The organism is Halioglobus sp. D3-4 (assembly GCF_055809315.1).
The window spans coordinates 1,910,553-1,934,053 of record NZ_CM147907.1; the positions used below are offsets into that span (position 1 = coordinate 1,910,553).

23 protein-coding genes and 1 tRNA gene are annotated in these 23,501 nt (G+C 54.9%); 10 read left to right on the forward strand and 14 right to left on the reverse strand.

Going from position 1 to position 23,501, the window contains the following annotated elements; all coding sequences use genetic code 11:
- The first annotated feature begins 56 nt into the window (after window positions 1–56).
- Window positions 57–133 (forward strand) — tRNA-Arg (locus tag AC0L6S_RS08325).
- 191 nt (window positions 134–324) lie between these two features.
- On the opposite strand, the gene AC0L6S_RS08330 is transcribed toward AC0L6S_RS08325, so the two are convergent.
- From AC0L6S_RS08330 to AC0L6S_RS08345, 4 genes are all read right to left on the reverse strand, one after another.
- Window positions 325–1,809: a sensor histidine kinase gene (locus AC0L6S_RS08330; RefSeq protein WP_473427957.1), complete on the reverse strand. Its 1,485-nt coding sequence runs from the start codon at window positions 1,807–1,809 to the stop codon at window positions 325–327.
- 1 nt (window position 1,810) lies between these two features.
- Window positions 1,811–2,551 (reverse strand): response regulator transcription factor, encoded by a 741-nt coding sequence (locus AC0L6S_RS08335; RefSeq protein WP_473427958.1) that lies wholly within the window; start codon window positions 2,549–2,551, stop codon window positions 1,811–1,813.
- A 136-nt stretch (window positions 2,552–2,687) separates the two neighbouring features.
- Window positions 2,688–3,452 carry a spondin domain-containing protein gene (locus AC0L6S_RS08340; protein ID WP_473427959.1) on the reverse strand — a complete coding sequence of 255 codons (765 nt, stop codon included), beginning with the start codon at window positions 3,450–3,452 and terminating at the stop codon, window positions 2,688–2,690.
- Window positions 3,453–3,463: 11 nt separating this feature from the next.
- Window positions 3,464–4,162: a spondin domain-containing protein gene (locus AC0L6S_RS08345; RefSeq protein WP_473427960.1), complete on the reverse strand. Its 699-nt coding sequence runs from the start codon at window positions 4,160–4,162 to the stop codon at window positions 3,464–3,466.
- 609 nt (window positions 4,163–4,771) lie between these two features.
- Between AC0L6S_RS08345 and AC0L6S_RS08350 the strand changes: the two genes are divergently transcribed.
- On the forward strand, window positions 4,772–5,197 hold the full coding sequence (locus AC0L6S_RS08350; protein ID WP_473427961.1) for a hypothetical protein: 426 nt from the start codon (window positions 4,772–4,774) through the stop codon (window positions 5,195–5,197).
- A 5-nt stretch (window positions 5,198–5,202) separates the two neighbouring features.
- Here AC0L6S_RS08350 and AC0L6S_RS08355 read toward each other — a convergent pair whose 3' ends face one another.
- From AC0L6S_RS08355 to AC0L6S_RS08370, 4 genes are all read right to left on the reverse strand, one after another.
- On the reverse strand, window positions 5,203–5,550 hold the full coding sequence (locus AC0L6S_RS08355) for a rhodanese-like domain-containing protein (RefSeq protein ID WP_473427962.1): 348 nt from the start codon (window positions 5,548–5,550) through the stop codon (window positions 5,203–5,205).
- 48 nt (window positions 5,551–5,598) lie between these two features.
- On the reverse strand, window positions 5,599–6,186 hold the full coding sequence (locus AC0L6S_RS08360; RefSeq protein WP_473427963.1) for a glutathione S-transferase family protein: 588 nt from the start codon (window positions 6,184–6,186) through the stop codon (window positions 5,599–5,601).
- Between the two features lie 140 nt (window positions 6,187–6,326).
- On the reverse strand, window positions 6,327–7,994 hold the full coding sequence (locus AC0L6S_RS08365) for an outer membrane protein assembly factor BamB family protein (RefSeq protein ID WP_473427964.1): 1,668 nt from the start codon (window positions 7,992–7,994) through the stop codon (window positions 6,327–6,329).
- A gap of 92 nt (window positions 7,995–8,086) precedes the next feature.
- Window positions 8,087–10,393, reverse strand: a complete 2,307-nt coding sequence (locus AC0L6S_RS08370; protein ID WP_473427965.1) for a YncE family protein — start codon at window positions 10,391–10,393, stop codon at window positions 8,087–8,089.
- A gap of 395 nt (window positions 10,394–10,788) precedes the next feature.
- On the opposite strand from AC0L6S_RS08370, the gene AC0L6S_RS08375 reads away from it, so the two are divergent.
- Window positions 10,789–11,388, forward strand: a complete 600-nt coding sequence (locus tag AC0L6S_RS08375) for a 7TMR-DISMED2 domain-containing protein (protein ID WP_473427966.1) — start codon at window positions 10,789–10,791, stop codon at window positions 11,386–11,388.
- Between the two features lie 109 nt (window positions 11,389–11,497).
- Here AC0L6S_RS08375 and AC0L6S_RS08380 read toward each other — a convergent pair whose 3' ends face one another.
- Window positions 11,498–12,907: an aldehyde dehydrogenase family protein gene (locus tag AC0L6S_RS08380; RefSeq protein WP_473427967.1), complete on the reverse strand. Its 1,410-nt coding sequence runs from the start codon at window positions 12,905–12,907 to the stop codon at window positions 11,498–11,500.
- A gap of 262 nt (window positions 12,908–13,169) precedes the next feature.
- Between AC0L6S_RS08380 and AC0L6S_RS08385 the strand changes: the two genes are divergently transcribed.
- Window positions 13,170–14,858 (forward strand): diguanylate cyclase, encoded by a 1,689-nt coding sequence (locus AC0L6S_RS08385; protein ID WP_473427968.1) that lies wholly within the window; start codon window positions 13,170–13,172, stop codon window positions 14,856–14,858.
- A 16-nt stretch (window positions 14,859–14,874) separates the two neighbouring features.
- Here the strand turns inward: AC0L6S_RS08385 and AC0L6S_RS08390 are convergent, their stop codons facing one another.
- From AC0L6S_RS08390 to AC0L6S_RS08405, 4 genes are all read right to left on the reverse strand, one after another.
- Entirely contained in the window at window positions 14,875–15,456 is a 582-nt protein-coding gene (locus AC0L6S_RS08390; protein ID WP_473427969.1) for a GNAT family N-acetyltransferase, read from the reverse strand.
- Between the two features lie 132 nt (window positions 15,457–15,588).
- Window positions 15,589–17,568: a tetratricopeptide repeat-containing sulfotransferase family protein gene (locus AC0L6S_RS08395; protein WP_473427970.1), complete on the reverse strand. Its 1,980-nt coding sequence runs from the start codon at window positions 17,566–17,568 to the stop codon at window positions 15,589–15,591.
- 15 nt (window positions 17,569–17,583) lie between these two features.
- A complete protein-coding gene (locus AC0L6S_RS08400) occupies window positions 17,584–18,207 on the reverse strand; it encodes an L-threonylcarbamoyladenylate synthase (RefSeq protein ID WP_473427971.1) in 624 nt (207 codons plus the stop codon).
- A gap of 141 nt (window positions 18,208–18,348) precedes the next feature.
- Window positions 18,349–19,191, reverse strand: a complete 843-nt coding sequence (locus AC0L6S_RS08405; protein WP_473427972.1) for a PHP domain-containing protein — start codon at window positions 19,189–19,191, stop codon at window positions 18,349–18,351.
- A gap of 114 nt (window positions 19,192–19,305) precedes the next feature.
- Between AC0L6S_RS08405 and AC0L6S_RS08410 the strand changes: the two genes are divergently transcribed.
- From AC0L6S_RS08410 to AC0L6S_RS08435, 6 genes are all read left to right on the forward strand, one after another.
- Window positions 19,306–19,899: a septation protein A gene (locus AC0L6S_RS08410; protein WP_473427973.1), complete on the forward strand. Its 594-nt coding sequence runs from the start codon at window positions 19,306–19,308 to the stop codon at window positions 19,897–19,899.
- A 32-nt stretch (window positions 19,900–19,931) separates the two neighbouring features.
- On the forward strand, window positions 19,932–20,231 hold the full coding sequence (locus AC0L6S_RS08415) for a YciI family protein (RefSeq protein WP_473427974.1): 300 nt from the start codon (window positions 19,932–19,934) through the stop codon (window positions 20,229–20,231).
- A gap of 67 nt (window positions 20,232–20,298) precedes the next feature.
- A complete protein-coding gene (locus AC0L6S_RS08420) occupies window positions 20,299–20,985 on the forward strand; it encodes a TIGR04211 family SH3 domain-containing protein (RefSeq protein ID WP_473427975.1) in 687 nt (228 codons plus the stop codon).
- A gap of 10 nt (window positions 20,986–20,995) precedes the next feature.
- Window positions 20,996–21,559: a peptidylprolyl isomerase gene (locus tag AC0L6S_RS08425; protein ID WP_473427976.1), complete on the forward strand. Its 564-nt coding sequence runs from the start codon at window positions 20,996–20,998 to the stop codon at window positions 21,557–21,559.
- 5 nt (window positions 21,560–21,564) lie between these two features.
- On the forward strand, window positions 21,565–22,329 hold the full coding sequence (locus AC0L6S_RS08430) for a pyridoxine 5'-phosphate synthase (RefSeq protein ID WP_473427977.1): 765 nt from the start codon (window positions 21,565–21,567) through the stop codon (window positions 22,327–22,329).
- Window positions 22,329–22,862 (forward strand): nuclear transport factor 2 family protein, encoded by a 534-nt coding sequence (locus AC0L6S_RS08435; RefSeq protein WP_473427978.1) that lies wholly within the window; start codon window positions 22,329–22,331, stop codon window positions 22,860–22,862. The genes AC0L6S_RS08430 and AC0L6S_RS08435 overlap by 1 nt, the downstream gene beginning before the upstream one ends.
- Here AC0L6S_RS08435 and AC0L6S_RS08440 read toward each other — a convergent pair.
- Entirely contained in the window at window positions 22,859–23,248 is a 390-nt protein-coding gene (locus AC0L6S_RS08440; protein WP_473427979.1) for an acyl-CoA thioesterase, read from the reverse strand. The genes AC0L6S_RS08435 and AC0L6S_RS08440 overlap by 4 nt on opposite strands.
- Window positions 23,249–23,501: the final 253 nt, after the last annotated feature.

Consider the following 23,501-nt stretch of genomic DNA (forward strand, 5'->3'; position numbering starts at 1 on the left):
TGACGGGTCAGGCCTTCCTCCTTGGCCAGGAATCTATATAATCCCCCTTCTTCCACGCGCCCGTAGCTCAGCTGGATAGAGTAACTGGCTTCGAACCAGTTGGTCGGGAGTTCGAATCTCTCCGGGCGCGCCATATTTCCAGCACCAATTCTCCTCGAGCCGCTGGATGCCCTGTGTTTTTGGCTTTCTCAATGTGACTGCAAAGCACCTATCAAGGCGGCTAGCCCAATGCGCAGGCCTGATATAAAACGGTAACACACCTATCTTTTTGACGACCCGACGTTACCCGTATTCCTTCCTTCTGCTGGCGTTACCGCCTGAATCTCATATCGCCAGTCTATTCTGTGGCAGCCAGAATACGAAGGCAGTGCCGCGATCGGGTTCGCTATAGACGTCCACAGTGCTGCGATGTAATTCCAGAATGCGCTTTACAATTGCCAAACCCAATCCATGTCCCTCACTTGCATCCGGGGACTCTGTTTCGGGTCGGTAGAAGCGGTCAAAAATATGCGGGATATCGTGGGAGGATATACCGCGCCCGGTGTCCTTGACTTCGATACGATAGCGTTCTTCTTCACTGCGAATCGCGACGTTAATGCTGCCCCCGCGAGGGGTGTGTCGTATGGCATTATCCAGCAGGTTATCCAGCACCCGTTGAATCATTGCAATATCGGCAAAGACCATAGCGTTTGGCTCTTCACACTTAGCAGATATGTCGATATCACGTTCATCGCTCCTGAGAGAAAACTCCTGCACCGTGTCGTGGACCAGCTCCATTAGAGGGAACGCTTCCCACTTTGGCTCAGCGAAGCGAGACTCCAGTTTGGATAACTCGAAGAGCTCGCCCACCAATTCATTGAGACGCTTACTGTGCTTGTGCGCCACATTGAGGAAATCCCTGCGCTGCCCCTCACTGAGCGCCTCACCCTTTACAATGAGGGTCTCAATGTAGCCCTGCATAGAAGCCAGGGGTGTACGCAGATCGTGGGACACATTGGCAATCAGTTCACGTCGGGTATTATCGACTTCCTCCAACGCATGGATTTGACTTTCGATACGCAGGCTCATCTCATGGATGGCGATCCCAAGTTCGTCCAATTCATCTCTTGGTGGCGAACGCCCCACAATGGCCATACGACCCTCATAGCTACCCTCGCGATAGTTGCGAACCGTCAGCAGCAGGTGTTGCAGTCGTTTGGTTAATACCGCAAAAATTAGCAGGCCTATCACCACAGCGACAAACAAGCTGGCAATGATTATTAGCGCGCCAACACGCAGGTTATAACTACCCTGCAAAGACTCGCTCACACCCTTGCCGGTGCCGCCGTTCAGTACGGTATACAAATACCCCGCGTGCACTTCGCCGGACATGACCGGCGAGACTGAGAAAACGGCTTGCTCTCCGGGATTGCGCGGATCATCGCCGTAGATAGGCAGTTCCACCGAGTTATCGAGAAAGAGACGAAGCGGCTCCATCTTTACGCTGTCCAGCTCCACGCTGCCATAAGGCAACGCATGGGACAGAATATTGCCCTCCAAATCAAGTAGATACACCTCAACAATCGGGTTGATGAACATCACATGATGAGCCAGCTCCTTCAAGGCAGGCTGGTTGACTTCGTTGTTTTCGAAGAGGGGCATGTCCTGCGCAGCGTGCAGTGCAATATCCCGATTGGTTCGCTGGGTGATCTCCAGGGAGTACCGCTCACTGGTTTTGCTGGTGGCATAGAGGAGAACTCCGGTCAGTGCCATAAACAAACACAGGACGGTGCAGGCGATTTTCGTGTAAAGACGGTGTCGTAGCTTCATACTAAGCGACGCGACCTTCACAAAACTTGTAACCCACCCCCCACACGGTAACAATCCGGGTGGGGTCGGCTGGATTATCTTCTATTTTTGAGCGCAGTCTGTTGATGTGTGAATTAACGGTGTGTTCGTAGCCCTCATGCCCATAGCCCCAAATTTTGTCCAGTAGCTCAGACCGTCTGAATACCTGGCCGGGATTACGCACAAAATGTAGTAACAGATCAAACTCTCTCGAAGTGAGATCCACATTAACATCACCAAGCCGCACCTCCCGCGTTCGGGATTCAACGGTCAGCGCACCACATTTGACAACAGTTTCCCGTTCTTCACTGCGCTCAGCGGCCTGCTGAAATTGTGATACGCGGCGCAGAATAGCCTTGACCCTGGCAGTCAGCTCAAGGGGGCTAAAGGGCTTTGTTAGGTAATCATCAGCGCCCAGCTCCAACCCCAGCACACGATCGAGTTCGCTGGATTTTGACGTGAGCATCAGAATGGGAACCTGGTTACCCTGCTCACGCAGCATACGACAAATTTCAAGCCCCCCCATTCCAGGCAAGCGCAGATCCAGTAGCATCAGATCCCAAGCAGATTTTGTAGCTGCCTCAAGGGCCGTATCACCGCGATCAACATGGAACACTTCTGCACCGATGTCTTCCAGATGCAGACTCACCAAGGCCGCAATATCTGCCTCATCTTCAACAAGCAGTATTTTCCACTGGCTGCCATTCGATTCTTGCGCTTCCATTGTGTACCCAACGCCAGGGAGTGAATCCAGGCTTTATTTATTTGTGTGCAAAGAAACCCGCAAAGTAGCGGGTTAAACGTTAAGAGCAATGTTATCGGCTAAAGTTCCGTCCGTCTTCTGATGGCGTCACCTCAAGCTATTCCACGCGAGTGATAGTGACTGTGGTAACAGGGTTGTCCCAACGGTGTTGCTGGCCCAGAACTGAACCGGCCAGGCCGTCTGCAGCAGTGACGACCCCGCCGTGCATGGTAACCTGATCAGCGACATCGTCGCGGGCTGCATTAAAGCCCTCGCCACCATCCGCAGGCCCGGGAATCGTCCCTTGTGCTTCACTGTTCGCCTCGGTTCCAGAATCATAACCAGGGGTCCTGAATAGCATACCTTCACCTACGGCCAAATCGCCGATATCGGCGCCGTTAACGCCCGTGAACGCATCATTGGTATTCACCAGCATGGTCAAAACAGTCAGACGCAGTGACGTATCGTCATCAACCTCAACGTCCAGATTGAAGCTCGCGCTGCTGCCAGGCCCCAGCGGTGCATCACCACTGACTTCGTCCAGTGAGTCAATGGTACTTAGCAGCCCGGAGTTGTCACCACTTTCGGCCATCAGTTCCAGTGCATTGCTAGCCGAAGAGCCGACCGCGAATGCATCTGGTTGAGAGCCATCGAGAATGAATATCGCAAGGGGCGACAGCGGCTGGCCCACGGTCAAGTTGCTCACCGAGACCTCAAATTTGCGAGTGGGGATGGGATCCGGCGTTGGCTCCACTACGGGTGGCACGACTACTGAGCCCTCGGAGCTTCCATCGTTGTTGTTATTGCCACTACACGCAGTGATCATTGCAGCTGTCGCAAGAGCAACTAAGGCCAGCCACTTTGTTCCGATTATCTGTGTCATCTGATATACCCCTACTCGCTAATGGTAACGACAACGCGCACAACCGGATTTAACCAGCGATGTACTGTGCTATCGATATCGCTGGGGCCCGCCTCCGGATCAGTATCACCCAACACCACGCGGTGAATGTGCACAAAACCTTCTGCGTCCGCATCCACTCCTGAGCCGCCGGTGCCACTGGCAGCCGCAACGGGAGGCGGTGCCGGGTAACCCGCTTCGCCTGGCGCGCCGCTACCAACTATCTCGTCATTGCCCTCGGTACCAGCATCGTAGGCATTTACGTTGAACACATAGGTGCCCACCGCTTCGGGAATTGCAACACTATTGAGTCCCATAAATCCGTCGTTACTGGGCAATAGCATCGCGACAATGGACAAACGGGTATTATCCGGTGCGGCATCAGTATTCAGCGAGGCTGTTGTGGAGGCGCCCGGTGCGAGTAAGCCCGCTGCGGGATCTGCGACTATCGTGGCATTGATGGCGGTCATATCCTCCACCAGCCCAGAAATATCGCCACCTTCTGCCATCGCCTGCAGGTTGGCGCTCGCCTGAGTGGCGTCCGCAAACAACCTTTCTCCCGATGTATGAGCCGCGACCAGCAGGGGCGTAAAGTAACTACCGCGCGTCAGATTGGTGATTTGAATATCGATTTGAGCAGCATGGGTGCTGGCGCTTGCGAATACGGCGAGTGAGGCTAGGAGCTTTTTCATAATAGATCTCTGCGTGATGGACGTGCCCCTATAGTGAACCGTAGAGAGTTCCAGTTATCACACAAGTCTCACGAAACCTTACTGATTCTGTAACATGTCGCTCACAGAGGGCTCAGCGCCAAAAAAGCTGAGTATAGAAACATAGGTTCAGTCCGGCGTTTCGATTAGACCCCATAGCGCGGTGGGCTCCCTGGACAGAGTAATACGTCATACTCGCTTCTCTAAGGCTTGGGATAAAGGAAGAGGGAGGTATCTTGCAGAATCGACTCCCATTCCTGTAAGTCTCGAGCAAACAGTTTCGGGGATCTGGATCCAGGCGCACCAATCTTCCCAAGCTTGACGACTTATGCAGCCGAGCAATTTTCTAGTGCTCGGAATGTATGCATAGAGTTTTCCCACCAGCGTTCGAAAAACGGTATGAAACTACCAATAATGAGCGTGCACATTGTGATGCCAAAAGATAAATAGGAGTCACCGTTGCGCGGGCATACCTGACTTGATGTGCTGATCTATATTTGCACAAAGCGCATAGCTGCAATGACTTATAGCCGCGCCCAAAAGCTATCACTATGAATCCAAATAGTAAGTGTGGGGAATCTTATGCTGCGGGTGCCTTTATCTTTCTGTCTCTCCATTCTATTACTCGGTTCACCAGCCTATGCTCAGCCCAGGCTGCCCGCTGGCTTTGACATCGGCGAGAACAGCATACGCGGCGGGAAAATCGGTGAGAAAGTGACGCTTCAAATCACACCCTACAATGCGGGACGAAAGTTGTACGAAGGTCCGCCATTTTCCGTATACGAGCGTATCAATTCCCTGTCATCCGACTATGTTACCTATGGCGACCCGATTTGTTCGGTGTCCAAGCCTGGTGATGAGTCCCAGTACTTTAGCAACATCATGGTCGTCGTGATGAATATGAGTGCGATAAGGCCATCAGCCGACAGTTACTGTGGGATGAGGTCCGCCCAGTGCTTGCCCGGCCGCCAGTCGTCTCCTGCAGCGGCTGTCCAGCAAAAATTGCCTCGCGAATGAATACTTTATTCTTCCGGCGAAGCGCTGACCAACGCTTGTGCATCGTCGAATCCACCGATATTAGTGACATCAGTGAAGCCTATCGCTTCCAATCGCACTTTGGCATTCGCAGCCCGGCCACCGGACGCGCAGTACAGGTAAATCGGCGTATCCTTGTCGAGTTGCAATCCCACGACACCGGTCTCAATACCATCGAATGGGATTAGCTCCGCCTTTTGCAAATGGCCGCTGGCCGTTTCTGCGGGAGAGCGCACATCGATCCAGACAGCGTCGGCGGGCACGTCAGCCCATGCTGGCTGGACCAGAGAATAAACGGCCAGCACTAGCCACAGCATTACAGATTTGCGCTTCATAAAAAGCCTCCCAGTGGATAAATTGGTCTGCGTCAGCGCAGGTTTCAGTCAGATGGCCGCCGCGCGGCCAAAAGCAGGGCGCGCGGTTGCTCGATCAAGATACGCCCGTACTCGCGGCGTATCATCGTTAACGTATCCAAGATAGTCGGCAATCATCAGACCGAACACGAGCATGATATCCGCTGCGCTGAATGTGTCGCCCAGTATCCAACCCTCGCTGCCCAGCGCTTGCTCGACCACATCTACAATCTGCGGAGCAACCTCCCGACCGCGATCAACGAGTGCCGGTATGCACCTCTCCGGCGGCAGTGGGCCGCTGTGGGCGGCGATTTCCCCCATGATAACGGTGAGCGGATTCTCGCCAAAGTCCAGCCATTGAATCGCGAGCGCGCCCGCCTTCGTGTTGCGCGGCGGCATGAACTGACCCTCGCCGTATTTCGCATCGAGATACTGCAATATTGCGCTCGTCTCCCAGAGGGCAAAACCATCGTCTTCTATCGCAGGCACTTTACCCAGGGGGTTGATCTTTAGGTAGCCTGGACGCTGCATCGCCTCACTGAACATCTCCACGGTTTCCAGCCGGTATTTCAGGCCCATTTCCTCGCACAGCCAGACGACTCGCGTAGAACGTGACATAGGCGAATGATGGATAGTTATCATGATGGCTGGCTTCCCGTGTATTGTTGTCCGTCTTTTTTCTGTATCAAAGCGCAGTATCGCGATACCGAAATAGTCGCACGCCCGCGACCAGCGTTATGTGAAACCACAAACCGGCATCACCTCGGCAATTCCAGCACAAACAGTGCGTTGCCAGGCCCGGCCTGATAGCGCCCATTTACACCCTGGAAAGTGTTGTAACCGGAGTTAATCAACACACCATCCCCGGCCACCACCACGCCCACGGAATCGATAGTACCGCCATTGCCCGGCACACCGTTGATGTCGGTAAAGGTGACTGCGGTATCCATGGACCACCTCTGCGTGCCATCACGTGTATCAAATGCCCTGACCACACCATCGAGCGAGCCGGCGAACAACAGGTCGTTGCTGACCGACAGTGATGCCGAATACAGCGACTGTGACGCCAGACCCTCGTACAGGTGCGTTGGGTGAATCTCCCAGTCTATGGCGCCCGTGGTGAGATCGAGCGCGTAGATACCGGGCCTGGCGCCGGGGATGAGATCAGCCAGGCCGCCACTGGCCTTATCGATACTGAAATCCGTGGCCGCAACGTATACGCGCTGCTGATCGACCGCCATACCCCAGTGAATGCCCCCCAACGTAGAGCCCTCGCTGACCTTGTTTGACCAGTTGAGTGCGCCTGTTGCCGCCTGGATAGAATACACCACACCGCCTTTGTCACCGGCAATCAGTGTCTCGCCATCCTCCAGCAATATTGGCGCCGCGCCAAAATCAAAATCATGCCCGGGTGGCACCGAACAGCGCAGGGAGCCAGCGGTGCTGCAGTTCCCGTTCCAGGTGTCGTTCTCCCGCGCCTGGAAAATCCAGTTGACGTCTCCGCTGTCCATATCCAGTGAAATGATCGCGTCCGATGTCATCGTGGCGGGCTCGGTGTAGTTCTGGCCAGTGCCGATATAGATCGCGTTGCGCGCAATATCGAGTGTCGGCGTGGCCCACACGGGTGCGCCATTGGGGCCTATTCGCTCACCCGGCAATACCGTTTCTTCTGCCTCTTCGGTCGTGTGGTATTGCCACAGTAATTCTCCCGTGCCCGCGTCCAGCGCCACCAGCATGCCGTGGCTGCGACAGCAGGCACCGGGAATGGCGACTGTCGCCAGCACTTCCTTACTGGATACAGGCACAAACAGCCTGCCCGCGTGATACTGCATACCGCCGGTGACAAAATGCAAATAAGAGATAGTGCCGACGAAAGTCTGCCACAAAGGGGCGCCGGTGACTGCATCAATCGCATACACCTGGCCATTGAAATCCGCTGCGTACACTACCGCTGGCAAGGTCTCACTGCCCTCCACCAGCAAGATCGAGCCGGACCGGAAGTTGCTACCGTTCTCCGGGGTGGTGAAAGACCAGTACTGACACCCAGACAACCTGTTGAGTGCGACCAGTTCCCTGCCCGACGTCAGGTAGATGACTTGCGCGGTAACAGCCGGCGCACCGCGCTTTTCGTTCGCCGCGGCCGGGGCATAATAGTAGTTGAGTCTCAGTGTATCGACGTTAGAGGAGTCGATAATCGAAGCGGTATTGCGCGTATTTGAGTGGTTGAACCCAAAGCCATTGACAATAGTGGGCGCCGCCACATCCACTATATCGTTACACTGGCCTCCTCTGGGCTGGGGTGCTGACTCGTAGGAGAGAAACGGCAGAATGGCCGACTCCTCTGTCGTGGTATTGCCGATATTGTTGGTATCGCTGCAGGCTGTTAACAGGATCAACAACAAGATGGAAGACAAAACGCGAAGCATAGCGGTATTCGATTTATTGCGAAAACCCAACGATAGCATTCAGCCCAGCGAATACCAATAATTCGGCCAGTCGCTCTGTGCGCGTTCAATCATCATGGCGCGACTGGATCAAAATCTGAGTCCTTGAGAAAATAAAGGTGGGTCTCTGCCCCGTCAGAGCCTCCTATGTGCAATAGAATGTTCTCACCCTCGACAGGCAGGAATGAGTACAATTTGAACCAGTGGATGCCATAGTGCTCGAGCCCGAGCTCTGCAATCCGGCTACCGGTTTCCAGGTCGTAGCGGTCGAGTTGGAGGTAACTGCTCTGGTTGTATCGGTCGCCCACATGAAACAGCGTATCGCTATCACGATCAACGGCAATTCCTGCTGTCCGCGCAACCTCTACAGAAAAGGGCAACGGCGTTTGGTGCGCCAATGTCGCACGATCCAAAACAGTTCCATCGAGAAAAATAAGCGAATCGCTATCCGTTGTGAAGCGAAGGTAGTCCACAAGTAAGTCTGGCTCACCTATCAGCGCTGATGAAAAACCTGTTGAACTAATATCAAACTCCTGAATAACACGCGTGAACGCAGCAAAAGACTTGTAACTGGCAACAAGTTTTCCGTCCGCAGCAAACTCAGCATACGGATAGCTAGAGCCGAGAGTAAAGCTATCCTGGTCAGCGAGGTTGGACACCAGACGCAGTCTCTCATGGTACCCCGAGTTCCCATGAGCCATCACAAATGTAGAAGGGTTCAATGGGTGAGCCATCAAGTCTACTATCGAGCCAAAAGTGCTTCCGCGTTTATGTCCCAGCCAGTATTGTCCATCGACTTCCTCACTAAGAATATCAAGCCTGCTAACAAAGGAACTAACATCGCTACTAATATACAGCTTTGTGCCATCGGCATTCAGCGTGAGATGCCTGGGCTCTGACACTGCTGGGATAAATTTTTCGATCAGGCCGTTCTGGATATTGATGACCGCAATGCTGTTCCCATTCTGCCCCAGAGTACCCAGAACGCCGGCATACAGCTTATTCCTGAATGGATCATAGACAACCTCCGAAATTGGGCAATCCAATCGTAGGTAGGGCTTACCATTCTCTGCATCGAGGCTTTGTATCGGGCAGCCCTGCGTGTACATCGGTTCTATCTCGTCTTCGGCGATGAGGTACACCGAACTATCGCTATACACCAGCACACTGTCTGTGGACGCTTCAATACCAACGAAACTGCCATCGATGCTCAGCGTGTAGTCTGCCAAAGGTGTAAAGCGTCGTGCATCATTGACGAGCAAGCGGTCATCGCTTGGGAAATAGTAAAACACAAAATCCAGATCCGGTGCGTAGGCTACCTGCACACCAAAGTCTCCCGAGTAATCCTGAGCACGATACTCGCCAATCGGCGACAGCGTTGTTGGGTGCAACGCTGTAAGGAAGGCAAAGACCATGTCCCCCACAAACGTCGGCGTGCCGCCATAGCCAAGCGCATCGGTGGGCTCTCCCAACCCCTCTTCATTCACGGCGACGCTGGCAATACCCTCTCCGTAGAGCAGGGTTCCATCGGGTGAAAACTCAACATCTCCCCTCCAGACATCGCCAGAGGCAATGAACTTGCTCGCGCCAAGTTGGGCTCCGTTTTTGTACAGAGATACGAGGGCAAATTGAGTACCCCATCCGAGTGAGACAGCGATAACGCCAGGTTCCGTGGGTGAAGCACTGATAGATCTTGCTATCAGTGCTTCATCCACGGAACCTACCAAGATAATCGATGTTGTGACTTGCGCGCTTTCCAGATCAAAAACATCGACCTGGTTGTTGTCGGAATAGGCAATGTACAGCGTTTTTTCGTCCGCACTGAGTTCAAGTACATGCCCCTGGTAGGGCAGCAAGGCGAGTGCCTCCACCTGCCCCGTGATGCTGTCCATACGAAGCAGTGTATTCTGCGATGATCCACTACCCCCAGTTGTCGTCAGCAAAAAGCTGTTGTCACTTGGCCAGTAAGTAGCCGCACTGGCACCTATGCCCAGCACTTTTCTGAGAAATTCCCCTGGCTGCGAAACTCGTTCAAAATGAGCGATAAGTGGGGGCAATACATTTCCCCAGGCCTGGCGCACTGCCCCTGCGCCGACGTCAAAGCTACAAACATACTCGCCATCCTCACAGTAGTTTTCCCAACCTACAAAACGCCACCCCGGTTTTGCTACAGGAACATAATCGACATCATATCCATTGATGATCAGGTTTGGGCAGGGGTGCTCACCATCGGCTGTAGCCGTATTGAATTGTTCAAAGGTACAACTGTGCTCCCCTTCATTGTCGATAATGTCGCCCTCACCGATGATTTCCAATGGGTGCGAACACGCAGCCAACAGTATATAGGCTGCACACATACCAAATGCAAAACGTAGATTCATAGAGGCAGTCTATTGTGGTGACAAAAGAGGCTTGGTGTGGGGAGTGACACCAAGTATAAAGCGAGGCAACAGCGTGAATCAATGGGACTTCTGTTGGATTTAACTTATGCAGGCTATGGTCCGCCGTAGCGAAAGTCAGTACATCCTGTATGGCCTTTTCGAGACACCGGTCGTACGTACTTCAGTACTGTCTCGGCGATCCAACTTGCGCCAACAGTGCCCCGGGCTGCACGAGGCGGTACAATCCGGCACAAAACTTCTGGTTTGGGATGCTGTCTTGACATGACCTGCAAAAAAAATCCGGTCAACTGTACCCGCTGCTGCTATCCATACTGCTGTATTGTACTTGTGTATATTCCATCGAACCTGCAGCGATCACGGTTTTCGATGAACGCGTGAGGGTCAATCCGCGGCAGCTTACTCTGCTTGAGGATACGGCTGGTGTGCTCTCCTACCAGCAGGCTGTTAGCGCCTGGCAGAGTGGTCAATTTGCCGCGGCGCAGGCTGACAACCTCAACCTGGGTATTACCCCTTCGGCCTACTGGGCACGGTTGGAAATCGACAACCCGGCTGCAACGCCGCGCCGTGTGATTCTAAGCCACGACTATGCGCCCACCGACGACGTCCGGTTTTATACTGGCCCCGGCCCGGACGACATATGGGTAGCGGGTGATTCAACCGTGCTGCCCAGCGTCAGTTGGCGCACTCGTGTCGCCGCATTTGAGATCGATCTGCCACCCCAGTCATCCCAGGTGGTCTATTTGCGGGTCGCGACAGAGTCCAATCTGAATATGGAACTGTCCCTGTGGCCACCGCAGCAGTACCAGCAATACGAGCAGCTTATCAGTCTCTTTTACGGCCTGTTGTTCGGCGGTGTCGCCGTTACGATGCGAATCAGCCGAGTCATAGAGCAGTGTATAAAATTGAGCTTGGCTATGTGGTACGACCGACCACCCTCGTGGGCGCAGCCAAACCAGATCAGCGCAGCCTACTAATACGCAATGAATGCGGCAAAGTGCGCCAAAACCTTCGCCTGATGACTGCCGCTTACACGAAGTGAGTAGGTAGGAGACATTCGCGGCAAAGCCCAAAACGCTGGCATGGTTACTTCTGCACGCCAATCACCTGTAAATTAGTGAACTCCGCCAAGCCCCACTCGCTGTTTTCAACGCCGATACCAGACTGCTTGATACCGCCAAACGGTGCGACAGGTTTTTTCGCCAGATGATGATTAACCCACACCGAGCCGGCTTCTATTTGGGCCGCAATACGCGATGCCTCATCGACATCCGCACTCCAGACTGAGGCACCGAGGCCAAGCGGTGAATCGTTGGCACGGCGTATCACATCATCGGTATCGGTGAATTTCAGAATTGGCAGAATGGGGCCGAAGGGCTCCTCCCTTACCAATGTGGCATCATCAGGCAAATCAACTGCTATCGATACCGGCAGGAAGTAGCCTTTTCCTTCGGGCACATCGCCGCCGCACAGAAAGCGTCCACCCTCAGGTTCAACGCTGTTGATATAAGCTACCAGTTTGTCGAACTGCATTTTGTTCTGCACTGGGCCGAGCATCACACCCTCCTGCATGCCATCACCAATGACAACCTGTTTGGCGATAGCCACCATGCCGTCACACACCACGTCGTAAATATCGGCGTGGACATACAGGCGTTTTATTGAGATGCAGACCTGCCCGGTGTTCAAAAAGGCGTACCAGAACAGGCGCGGGAGTACCGACTTCAGATCGACATCCGGCATCACAATCGCCGGATCATTGCCACCCAGTTCCAGTGTGACGCTTTTCAGGTTGCTCATGGCACCTGCAGCCATCACCTTTTTGCCAGTGGCCACCGAGCCCGTCAGGGTTATTTTGGCAATATCCCGATGTTCAGTGAGTTGCTGCCCAATAGCGTTATCACCTGTAATGATATTGATGACACCCGGCGGGAAAATATCGCGTATTAGCTCCCCCAGCTTGAGCGTGGTGAGGGGCGTGTATGGAGAAGGCTTCACGATCACGGTATTCCCCGTCGCCACCGCAGGCAGTATTTTCCACACGGCGGTGTTGAGCGGGTAGTTCCACGGTGTAATACCCACCACCACCCCCATCGGGCGGTGGTGCAATTCTGAACGGTGCGTTTCAGTGTCCTCCAGGATCTTCACCGGCAGATCAAACGCGGTAATCGCGCGGCACCACTGTGCACTGGGGCCCACCTCGTGGGTCAGTGCATTATTGAGCGGTTTTCCCTGTTCCAGCGTTAACAGCTCGGCGAGTTCATCAGCGTGCGCCTCTATCGCGTCCGCCAGCTGCAGGATCATCGCATTACGTGCATCGCGCGTAGTGTTCTTCCAACTCTTGAACGCCTCTTTGGCAGCTGCCACAGCCTCTTCAACCTGTGCACTGCTTGCCTGTGGGCATTGTGCAACAATCTGCTCCGTCGCCGGGTTGAAGACGGCAAAGCTATCCGTTGTTTCAACCGCTTTGCCGTTTATTGTCATATTGAAGTTCACACAGCTCTCCTCAAAAAGATTGCGGCTGCTAAAGGTATAGCAAAGTGCCCAGCGAATCAGGGGTAAAAGGATTAAATATTCGTAGGGTATGTTGTGCTGAAACGTCAGTTGGAAAAATACCATCACGGGATATAGAGGATTACGCACGCGGCCGACCATCGGCCCAGGTGCGCTCTTTGGATAGCGTTCAACAAACAATGCCTTGGGAAGTAGGACGCGTTACAATCAGCTCATAATTACTGTTTCAGGGTGATGCGTTGCCATGACCGTCTCCATTCCACCGGGCCGATTGTGCCTGTTACTCGCCGCTCTGTTGTTCTGTACTTGCGCGCACGCCAGCGCACCTGCTGCCATCACAGTACTCAATGATCGCGTGCGGGTCAGCCCGGAGCAGCTAGCGCTGCTTGAGGATGCTGGCGGTGCACTCTCCTACGAGCAGGCTGTCAGCGCATGGCAGACTGGTCAGTTCGCTGCATTTCCGCACGACAGCCTCAATCTGGGTATCACCCCATCGGCCTATTGGGCGCGGTTGCAGATCGACAACCCGGCAGCAACACCGCGCCGGGTGATTCTGAGCCATGATTATGCGCCCACCGACGATGTCCGGCTGTATACCGGTCCAGACCCAGGCGATATTGAGGTGGCGGGCGACTCCGCTACCCTCCCCGAAGGCAGTTGGCGCAGCCGTATCGCCGCATTTGAGATCGATCTGCCGCCTCAGTCGTCTCAGGTCGTCTATTTGCGGGTGGCAACAGAATCCAATCTCAATATGGAACTATCCCTTTGGCCTCCGGCGCAGTACCAGCAACATGAACAGCTTATCAGCCTTTTTTACGGAGTGTTGTTCGGAGGCGTGGCCGTTACGGTGCTATACCTGCTGTTTGCCGCCCAGTTGGCGCGGGAACCCAATGCGCTGCTGCTGGCCGCCTACCTGACATCCTATGGCCTGTATCTGGCGTTTCTGAACGGTTTCCCCAGCCTGTGGCTACCGGGTGCACTGCTGCCATACATCAATGTCCTGCACATGGCCAGCCTCGGACTGTTATTCGGTTTTGGCGCCTTGTTCTATCGCCGCTACCTACAATTGTCTGACGAATACGTGTGGGTCGACCGCTTGGTGGCCCTGCTGCAGTGGCTGGGTTTCTCTGTCGTACTCTATGGCGTTTTACCCTTCTCCGTTTTTGGCGTCATCCTCCTGCTGGTGACAGGTATCGGACCCGTTTTCACCATAGGATTCGCCTTTTACCTCTGGTATCGGCGCCGGCCACACGCGTCGATATTCGCGCTGGGCTGGGTCATAGCGCATCTGGGCTCCATGCTGGGCACGCTGCGGGTCACCGGTGTACTGCCCAATAGTGACCTGATACTGCACCTGCCCGCCATCGGGTGTGCGATCGCATTTGCCTGCTTCACATGGTCGATTGCGCACCGCCTCTCGATAGAGCGCATTTACGCCTATACGGATTTCCTCACCGGGCTGGCCAACCGGCGCCAGCTGAGCAGTCAGGGGGAGATGGAGTATGACCGGGCGCGACGTTATGGCCACCCGCTGTCGCTGGTGCTGCTGGACGTCGATCATTTCAAGACCGTCAACGACACCTGGGGCCATGCATTTGGTGACAAGGTGTTACGCAAGCTGGCCGAGCACTGCCGCAATGAATCGCGCACGTCAGACCTTGTGATCCGCCTCGGCGGGGAGGAGTTCGCTATCCTGCTGGTGGAAACGCCTATCGCCGAAGCGCGCAAGATCGCCGAGCGCGTTCGGCTAGCACAGATGGCTGAAAAACTGGAAGGCAGGCAGATCACCGTGAGCCTCGGCATCAGTGAACTGCTGCCGGACGATCGAGGAATAGAGGATTTGCTACAGCGAGCGGACGTCGCGATGTATCGGGCCAAAGAAACCGGGCGCAACCGCGTTGAATTGCAGATGACGGGCGATGCCGCACTCTGACCGCGCGCTCGCTGTGTTAATCCTCAGCGCTACATGTATAGGCATACAGCGCGAATTGCCGCTGAACACTGCCCTTCAGTGAACCGTCGACATACTCGGGGACGGTACCGCTGCGATAATTTGTGTCGACGCAGCAGAAGCCGAGTCGTTCAAAGAAGCTTACTGTCTTACCTCGATTCGCATGCTCCAGTTGTACTTCAGCCTCCACTGTTTCACCGACACGCAATCGTTTGAGAAGCTCTGTGGCGATGCGACTGCCCAATCCGAGAGAACGGGATTCGCTATCTACAACAATGATCAATCTGGGGTTTGAATAATGCTCAGGGCTCCGAATAAGCACACCTGTGCCTATCAGGGGCGGCACTGTGTCCGCTGCCAGCATCATATGTGCAGTAACAAACTGGGCCCTGCCGCTGACGGCCAGTTCACACAGCTGGTCGGAGGACAGCGGCGTACTCCACGGTACTTCGCCAACGCCGGTAGCTGGCATCTGGGCATCCGCAAACGCCCTGAGTTGCAGCGCGTCGAGACGAGTCTCTGATAGCTTGATATTGCAGTCGTAAAATTCTGTGGGCTGGACGTCCAATGTTTCTAACATGCTCTTCCGATCCCTATGCCGTTTATTATGACTCTCTTAATAATAGTAGATCACGCGCGAGCTGTAGGACGAAAAAACGGGCACCGGTCACAGTCTGGAATAAAAAGGCACCGGACTAAATGGTAGCTTCAACTAGCTGTAAACGTCGGGATCGCCCAGAATATCAATCAGCGGCTGAAGGTGGCGGCGATAGTGCTTCCAGCGATGCCTGGCATCTGTGTATATCGGTTGGTTGGCCTGGGAATAGCTCAGCGTCGTTATGAGCCGCTCAGACTCGTGGGACGCAAGGCACTTATCATTCCATTCCAGCCCTGTGTGCTGAATCAAAGCCCGGGTTACCTCCTCCTGATTGGCAACAAGGTCCTCATATCTGAGACTGAAGATAGCGCTATCGGATTGCATCCAGCGAGCCATCAGTTCACTGTATTTTGCGTAAAATCTGGCTATATCTGTCAGATTGCGCGCGTACAGATGATCGTCATTGAAGCGTTTAAAGTAGATCGATAGACAGGTATCAAACGGATGTCGGTGGCAGTGAATGATACGGGCCTGCGGAAACAATTGCCTGATCAGGCCGATCTGCATAAAGTTATGTGGCAGCTTGTCTGTTATGCGCAACGCGTCAGCCGCCAGTTGCTCTATAAACGCCAGATAGCGATCGGCGAATTCGTTAGCGCTCTCCCGGCTCAATGCGCGCAAATGTTCTGAGTAATTCTGCAGATGTTTACTGTTGCACATGTCCCGCCCGATGCTCCACAGCGCGGTGATTTCGCCTGCGCCATAGGCATCCGGGTGGGAGGCGATGATCTGCTCGGCGAGCGACGTTCCCGAACGCGGCATACCCACGATGAATATCGGCTTGCAGGAAGTGCAATCTGAGTGAGTTGCACTGTTCATCGCGTCACTCCCGATGCCACTGCATATATCATCCAGCACCTGAAGATAGCGATTGATATCGCTTGTGTACGCCGCTGCGGTATTGGCCTTCCTGTATTGGGTAAACGCAGCATCATAGCGCTGCATCTTGTCGTAGCTGTCTCCCATGGAGAACAGCACCACTGATTTCATATCATCCGGTATACCCGTCGTTTTCAGTGTTTTTTGCAGCGTGTTGATACTTTCATCGTAGCGCCCGGTGAGACGGCAGGCGTGAGCGTAAGCCAGCGCAAGTCCGGGTGAAATAATTTGTGCCTGCTGTGATGAAACAAACCCATCGAGTAGAACAAAAGCCGCTTCGTACTCCCGTTTCAGAATATGACAATTGGCGCGCTCGACCAGCGCCGGCTGATACACAGCATCGATTTCCAGAGCCCGTTCGATCTGAGCCAGTCCCTCGTTGAAGTCACCTAGCGTACGACTCACCCGGCCATGGGCGACAAGCAGCTCCGGGTTATCAGCACAGCTTACAGCGCCTTCGCGATAAATCGTCCTCGCCTGTTCTGCGCGATTGCTTTGCTCATAGAACTTGCCCAGCGTCACATACAGTTCGGGACGATCGCTGAAGGTGGCTTTGGCTTCGAGCAACACCTTCTCCGCGTTGGCCAGATCCCCGGTAAGGCGATAGGTTTCATAGAGACTATGAACAGCCCCGTAAAACTGCGGCTGGGCGAGACTGAGGTCCGTAAGGGTCGTTATCGCCTTTTCCTGCTGATTGCAGTGTCTGTAGCACAGGGCCAACAGGTTTATGTACATCGGGTTTTCGCTATCCTGCCCGACCGCTTTTTTAGCATGTTGCAGGGCTTTGGCTGTCTCCTGCGTTTCCAGATAAGCCCTGGTGATATGTGCGTGCGCCGGCGCAAAGGCCGCGTTCAGCGTCAATGACTTTTTAAATGCGCGGATTGCCTCGCTGAATTTTTTTTGCGAGGACAGCACCAGCCCCAGGTCGGTATAGGCCGGAAACAGGTCCTTGTTTAACTTTACGGTACGGCGATAGTACTTTTCGGCTGCAGCATGACGCCCCAGTCGTGCACAACAGATACCGGCCAGATAGGTCGAATCTGCGTCTCTGGGAGCGCCCTTGCTGTTCTGCTCCAGCAGCGCTAACGCCTCGCCCGGCTTTCCGCTTTCCAGCAATTTCCGGGCCTGGTCCCGCATGTGCTGATGCTGCTTCATCTGCTGAGTAGCCTGTCAGCTCTCAAACGGAGCAACCTCCCCCTTACCGACACGGATCACCACCGGCGTCTCGTCCGCCAGATCCACGACTGTCGTGGGCTCCAGCCCGCAGTAGCCGCCATCGATCACCAGATCGACATGGTGTTCCAGCGTTTCGCGAATATCGTAGGGGTCCATCAGCGGGAATTCATCGCCGGGTAGAATGAGCGTCACGCTCATTAGTGGCTCCCCAAGGTCGGCCAGTAATGCCGCTGCAATAGCGTTGTCCGGCACCCGCAAGCCTACCGTTTTACGTTTGGGGTGCATCAGGCGCCTGGGCACCTCGGAGGTGGCCCGCAGAATAAAGGTATACGGCCCGGGCGTGGTATGGCGCAGCAGACGATAGACGCTGTTGCTGACCTTGGCATAGGTCGCGATCTCGGAGAGATCACTGCACACCAGCGTGAAATTGTGCTTGGCATCGAGCTTGCGGATGCGCCGAATTCTGTCCAGCGCATTCTTGTCGCCGATGTGGCAACCCAACGCGTAGGCGGAGTCTGTGGGGTATACCACCACCCCACCGCCCTTGATGATATCAACCGCCTGGCGGATCAGCCGAACCTGCGGGTTGTCAGGGTGGATCTGGAAAAACTGGCTCACAGTCGTGTCTCTTGTTTAGGTATCGCGCGACCTGCGCACTCTGGTTGCCGCGTTGTGCCGGATGGCGTTGTTATATTCTGAGTTCAGTTCGCTGCTGTGTCCATTCGGCTGTGCTTGCGTCCCTGCCTTCAGCTAGCTCATTCAGGCGGCGGGCTGCCATCGCTCCCAAACGCCCCTCAATCCTTCAAACGGGCTAGATTCTACACCGAGTTCGGCGCTGTAGGGCGCATCCCGGTGGAAATCACTGCCCACTGACACCTCCAGATCGAAATCCCGTGCCAATCGACTCAGGTGTGTCGTCTGATCGCGTGTCTGCCTGCCGCTAAGCACTTCGATACCACAGCCTCCCGCTGCCACAAATGCCTCTATAAGGCGGCGCAATTTCATACCGGTAAAACGGTATTTCAGCGGGTGAGCGATCACGGCGGCACCACCGGCGGACACGATCCAGTCCACTACCTCGGCCAGTTCTGGCCAGAAAGCTTTCACATCACCGGTCTTGCCCTGCCCCAGATACTGGTCAAACGCCTCGTTCAGATCCGCCACGAAACCCTGCTCAACCATCCACGCGGCAAAATGGGGTCTTCCCAGCTGACTCTCACCTGCCTCTTGCATTGCCCCCTCCAGCGCACCGTGAAAACCCCGTGCCGCCAGCCGTTTGGCTATTTTTTCGCCGCGTTCGACGCGCGCGGCCGCCATTGTCACCAGCGCTTGGCGCATCACGGGGTGCTCGGCATCGATATCCAGGCCGAGAATGTGGATAGTCACGCCCGACCACCTGCAGGAAAACTCGATTCCAGCGATGAGCTGCATACCGCCGGGGCTTTCCCTATGATAAGCTGCTGCTGCCTTGTGGCCTGCCATAGTGTCATGGTCTGTGATCGCCAGCAGTTCGATATGACTGTCCAGCGCGCGCGCCACCAACTCGCAGGGATCAAGCGCGCCGTCGGAAGCGGTGGTGTGAGTGTGGAAATCAATCAGCATAATTTGTACGCTGGGGCCTGAGTAGCGTTGCTACGGGTCGAATGACTAAAACACTCGCGGATTCAACTTGAATATTCATCTCCACATGGTAACAGCCGGAGCACGAAACAATCCATGAAGCAAATCGCTGAATTCATCCCCATCGCCCTGTTTTTTATCGTATACCAGTTCGATGGACAAAGTATTTCCCTGTTCGGCTGGCACTACCAGTTCGATGGCATCTACTCTGCAACTGCGGTGCTGATGATCGCCACGGTACTGCAGGTGGTCTTTACCTACGCACTGACACGCCGGTTCGAGAAGCGCCTGATGTGGCTGGCGGCGGCGGTCCTCGTGTTCGGCGGTGCAACACTGTTTTTTCACAACCAGATGTTTATCCAGTGGAAACCGACGATTTTTAACTGGGCGCTGGCACTGGCTTTCGGCCTCTCACAATTCATTGGCGAGAAGAACCTGATGCAGCGCACACTGGGCAGCCAGATTCATTTGCCAAGGCCGGTCTGGACCAAGCTCAACCTGCTGTGGACAGCCAATTTCACTATTGTCGGAGGACTAAACCTGTTCGTCGCGTACGGTTTCAGTGAGGCGACCTGGGTCAGCTACAAAATGTACTCCGCTATCGGTTTTACGCTGGTACTGACGATTCTCACCGCCGTCCTTATCAGCCCACACCTGAAAGAAGGTGCTGCAGAAGAGCAACAGCTGTAACACCCACCCGCATAAAACGGAGATCACCCTGCATGTACTACGCAATCTATTGTGAAGACGTCGAAAACAGCACCCCGTTGCGCAAGAGCGCACGGCCCGCCCATCTCGCCCGCCTGCAGGAGCTGGTGGATGCGGGCAAGCTGCTGGCAGCCGGACCACACCCGGCTATTGATGCCGAAGACCCGGGCGAAGCAGGTTTTACCGGCAGCCTTGTTGTCGCCGAATTCGACAGCCTTGAAGCGGCCACCGCATGGGCGGATTCCGACCCCTATGTCGACGCGGGTGTTTTTAGCAAGATCACTGTAAAACCCTTTAAACTGGTTCTGCCCTAGGCTTCACCTTCACCCCTGACGGGGTTACATTAGTGGTTTGTAACAACGTCCTTTAGAGGAACAAACTTTGCGATTTTCACTTCCCTTATTGATCGTGTGCTGGTTGTTTTCCGCTGCCGCACTGGCCGAAGACATCCGCTATGTCAGCGGCACCCAGAATGTGGCCCTGCGCAGCGGCGCCGGGGATGACAATCAGATCGTACACCGGGGTATTCCCGCCGGTGTACGCGTCATGGTCGCGCGAACCTCTGACGATGGCCTCTGGGCTGAAATTACCACAGACGATGGCGATGCCGGCTGGATTCCCACCCAGAAACTGCTGGTGGAACCTCTCGTACCGACTGATTCAACAGCAACAATCGCCACAGCGGCACTGCCTGCCGTCGAGGGCGAGGACGCCAGTGCCGACTTGGCGGACACAGATGCCACGGCCGAGGGCGCACCAATAGATATTGAGGAACAGATGCGGCTGCGCGATGAACAGTTCAATGCTGTTGCACAAGAACTCTACCGCCTGAAGCGGGTTTCCGGCCAGGCTGAGCAATTGGATATCGACAATCGCCGGCTGGTGGAAAATACCGAGAATTTGCGCTCCAAAGTGGAAATGCTGCAGGCGGAAAACCTGCGCCTGCACGACAAGGTTGAAAGCGAAGACTTCATGAACGGCGCACTGGCTGTGTTATTGGGTGTTGTCATTGCACTGGTCGCGCCCAGGCTGGTGCCCAAGCGACGTAAAAATTCCGGCTGGGCATAAGGAGTAAACCATGATGCGTACACTATTACTTTGTCTGTTTCTGGCGTTTCCCGCGCTGGCCTGCGCCGATGAAACTGTATCCAAAAATCCGCAGCTAGTGATTAAAACGAGCGAGGGTGATATCACGGTACAGCTATTTGCCAAGGATGCGCCGGTGACCGTCGAGAACTTCCTCAACTACGTGGACAGCGGCTTTTACAAGGGCACCGTCTTTCATCGAGTGATTCCCAACTTCATGATTCAGGGCGGCGGTTTCACCGCGGATCTGGTGGAGAAGGATACCGACGACCCCATCGTCAATGAATCCAAAAATCGTAAACACAATACGCGTGGCACACTGGCAATGGCTCGCACCAGCGATCCGGATTCGGCCACCTCGCAGTTCTTCATCAACCAGCGCTCCAATCTGCGACTGGATTGGGCGCCGGGTAAAGATGGCTACACCGTATTTGGTGAGGTTATCCAGGGCATGGATATCGTTGATTTCATTGCCACAGCACCCACCGGCGTTGCCGGTGGCATGCAGAATGTGCCTGTGAAGCCGATCCTCATCGAAGACATCGTGCGGCAGTAGTCGCAATGATCGCGCTCAGCGTCAATCTCAACAAAATCGCGTTGATTCGTAATTCGCGCGATACGACCAATCCGGACATACCGCTGCATGCACAGATGTGCATAGATGCGGGCGTCGACGGCATCACGGTGCACCCGCGCCCGGACCAACGCCATATCCGCGTGCAGGATTGTTTTGATCTCGCCGCCATGCTGGACGTTGAGTTCAATATAGAAGGCAACCCGATGACCGGACCACGGAAGAGTGAGCGCGCAAACATCAGCGATTACCCGGGCTTTATGGCGCTGGTCAAGGAAATCCGCCCCACGCAGTGCACGCTGGTGCCCGATGGTGACGCACAGCTCACCTCGGATCACGGCTTTGATCTCAAGCGTGACGGTGACAAGGTTGCACCGCTGGTGCAGGAGTTAAAGGCACTGGGTATTCGCACCAGCCTGTTTATGGACCCCGATCCCGAGCAGATCCGCCTGGCCGCACAAACTGGCACAGATCGCATTGAGTTGTATACCGAAACCTATGCCCGTGCGTTCGCGTCGGCCTCCGGGGTGGACGAGGTGTTCCACCAGTTCGCACTGGCGGCAGAGGTCGCCGCTGAGGAGGGCCTCGGGATAAACGCTGGGCACGACCTGGACCTGCAAAACCTGCCCCGTTTTGCCACCATTGCAGGCCTGCTGGAAGTCTCCATTGGCCACCATCTTACGGTGGATGCGATTCGTATGGGCCTGGCTCCAACGGTCGCCGCCTATCAGCGAGCGCTTGGCAAACCCTGATGGATGCACGTGTGCAACGCCTGCTCGACAAGCAGGACATCACGGAACTGATCCACAGTTACTGCAATGCGGCTGACCGCCACGATTACGACAAGATGCGCGCGCTCTACCACGAGGATGCCACTGACGATCACGGCGCCTTCTTCAAAGGTCTGGCGACGGCATTTATTGACCAGTTGCCGGCAATACAGGAGCCCATGCTGATCCTTCACCACAATATCACTACGGTGAATATTGCGCTGGACGGGGATTATGCCGAAGGCGAGGTATATGTCCTCGCGTTTCATCAGGTACGCACGGACGATGGTCCGGTCGACCTGCTGATAGGCGGGCGCTATTTCGATAAGTATGAAAGGCGCGATGGCGAATGGAAGTTCAGCCACCGCGCAGTAGTCGCGGATTGGGCCAACTACAATGATCCGTCCACTGTGCGCCTGGACCACCCGATGATCGAAGGCTCCTATATTGGCAAGCCCGGCCTCGCCGATCCCTCCTACGACTTCTTCCGGCTGCTCAAGCGCGGGCAGCGCTAGCGCGCCGCCAGCTTTTCCCGCAACAGGTCTGGAATACGGCTGGGGGAATGAGTCTCCACATCCATATGTACCAGCACGGCCTTGCCGCGCACGGTCTGTTTCTCGCCCTGCCACATCTCGCAGTGCAGCGTTAATGAGGTGTTGCCGATGCTGGCATCCACGACTTTGCCTGTCACATCGGAGCCGTAGAAGGTCTCGGCGATAAAATCGATCTGCACGGAGGCCAGTATCCAGCTCTTCAGGTGCGCCTCGTTGGTATCCGCCAGTGACTCCAGGAAGCGCATGCGGATGACTTCGAACCATGCGGCGATGGTGGCGTTGTTGATGTGGCCCAGGGCGTCGGTTTCGTACAACCGTGGACTTATCGTAACTGCAAATTCTTTCAATGTTTTCTCCTTGGTGTGGCGCGATATCGACGGTTCTGCATGTGTGAGGGGGTTGCCTGTGGAACGGGCAACCCCCTCACACATGCAGAACCTACCAAACCGCTGCTCAATGAAATCCGTTTAACCTATACATTTAGACTCAGTGAGCCCGCTAAACTGACTTACGCCATACCGACACTTAGATTCAAATTATCACAGCATCGGCTGGGTATTAAACCGTATAATGCGCCCATATTGACTACGAGTGGGAATA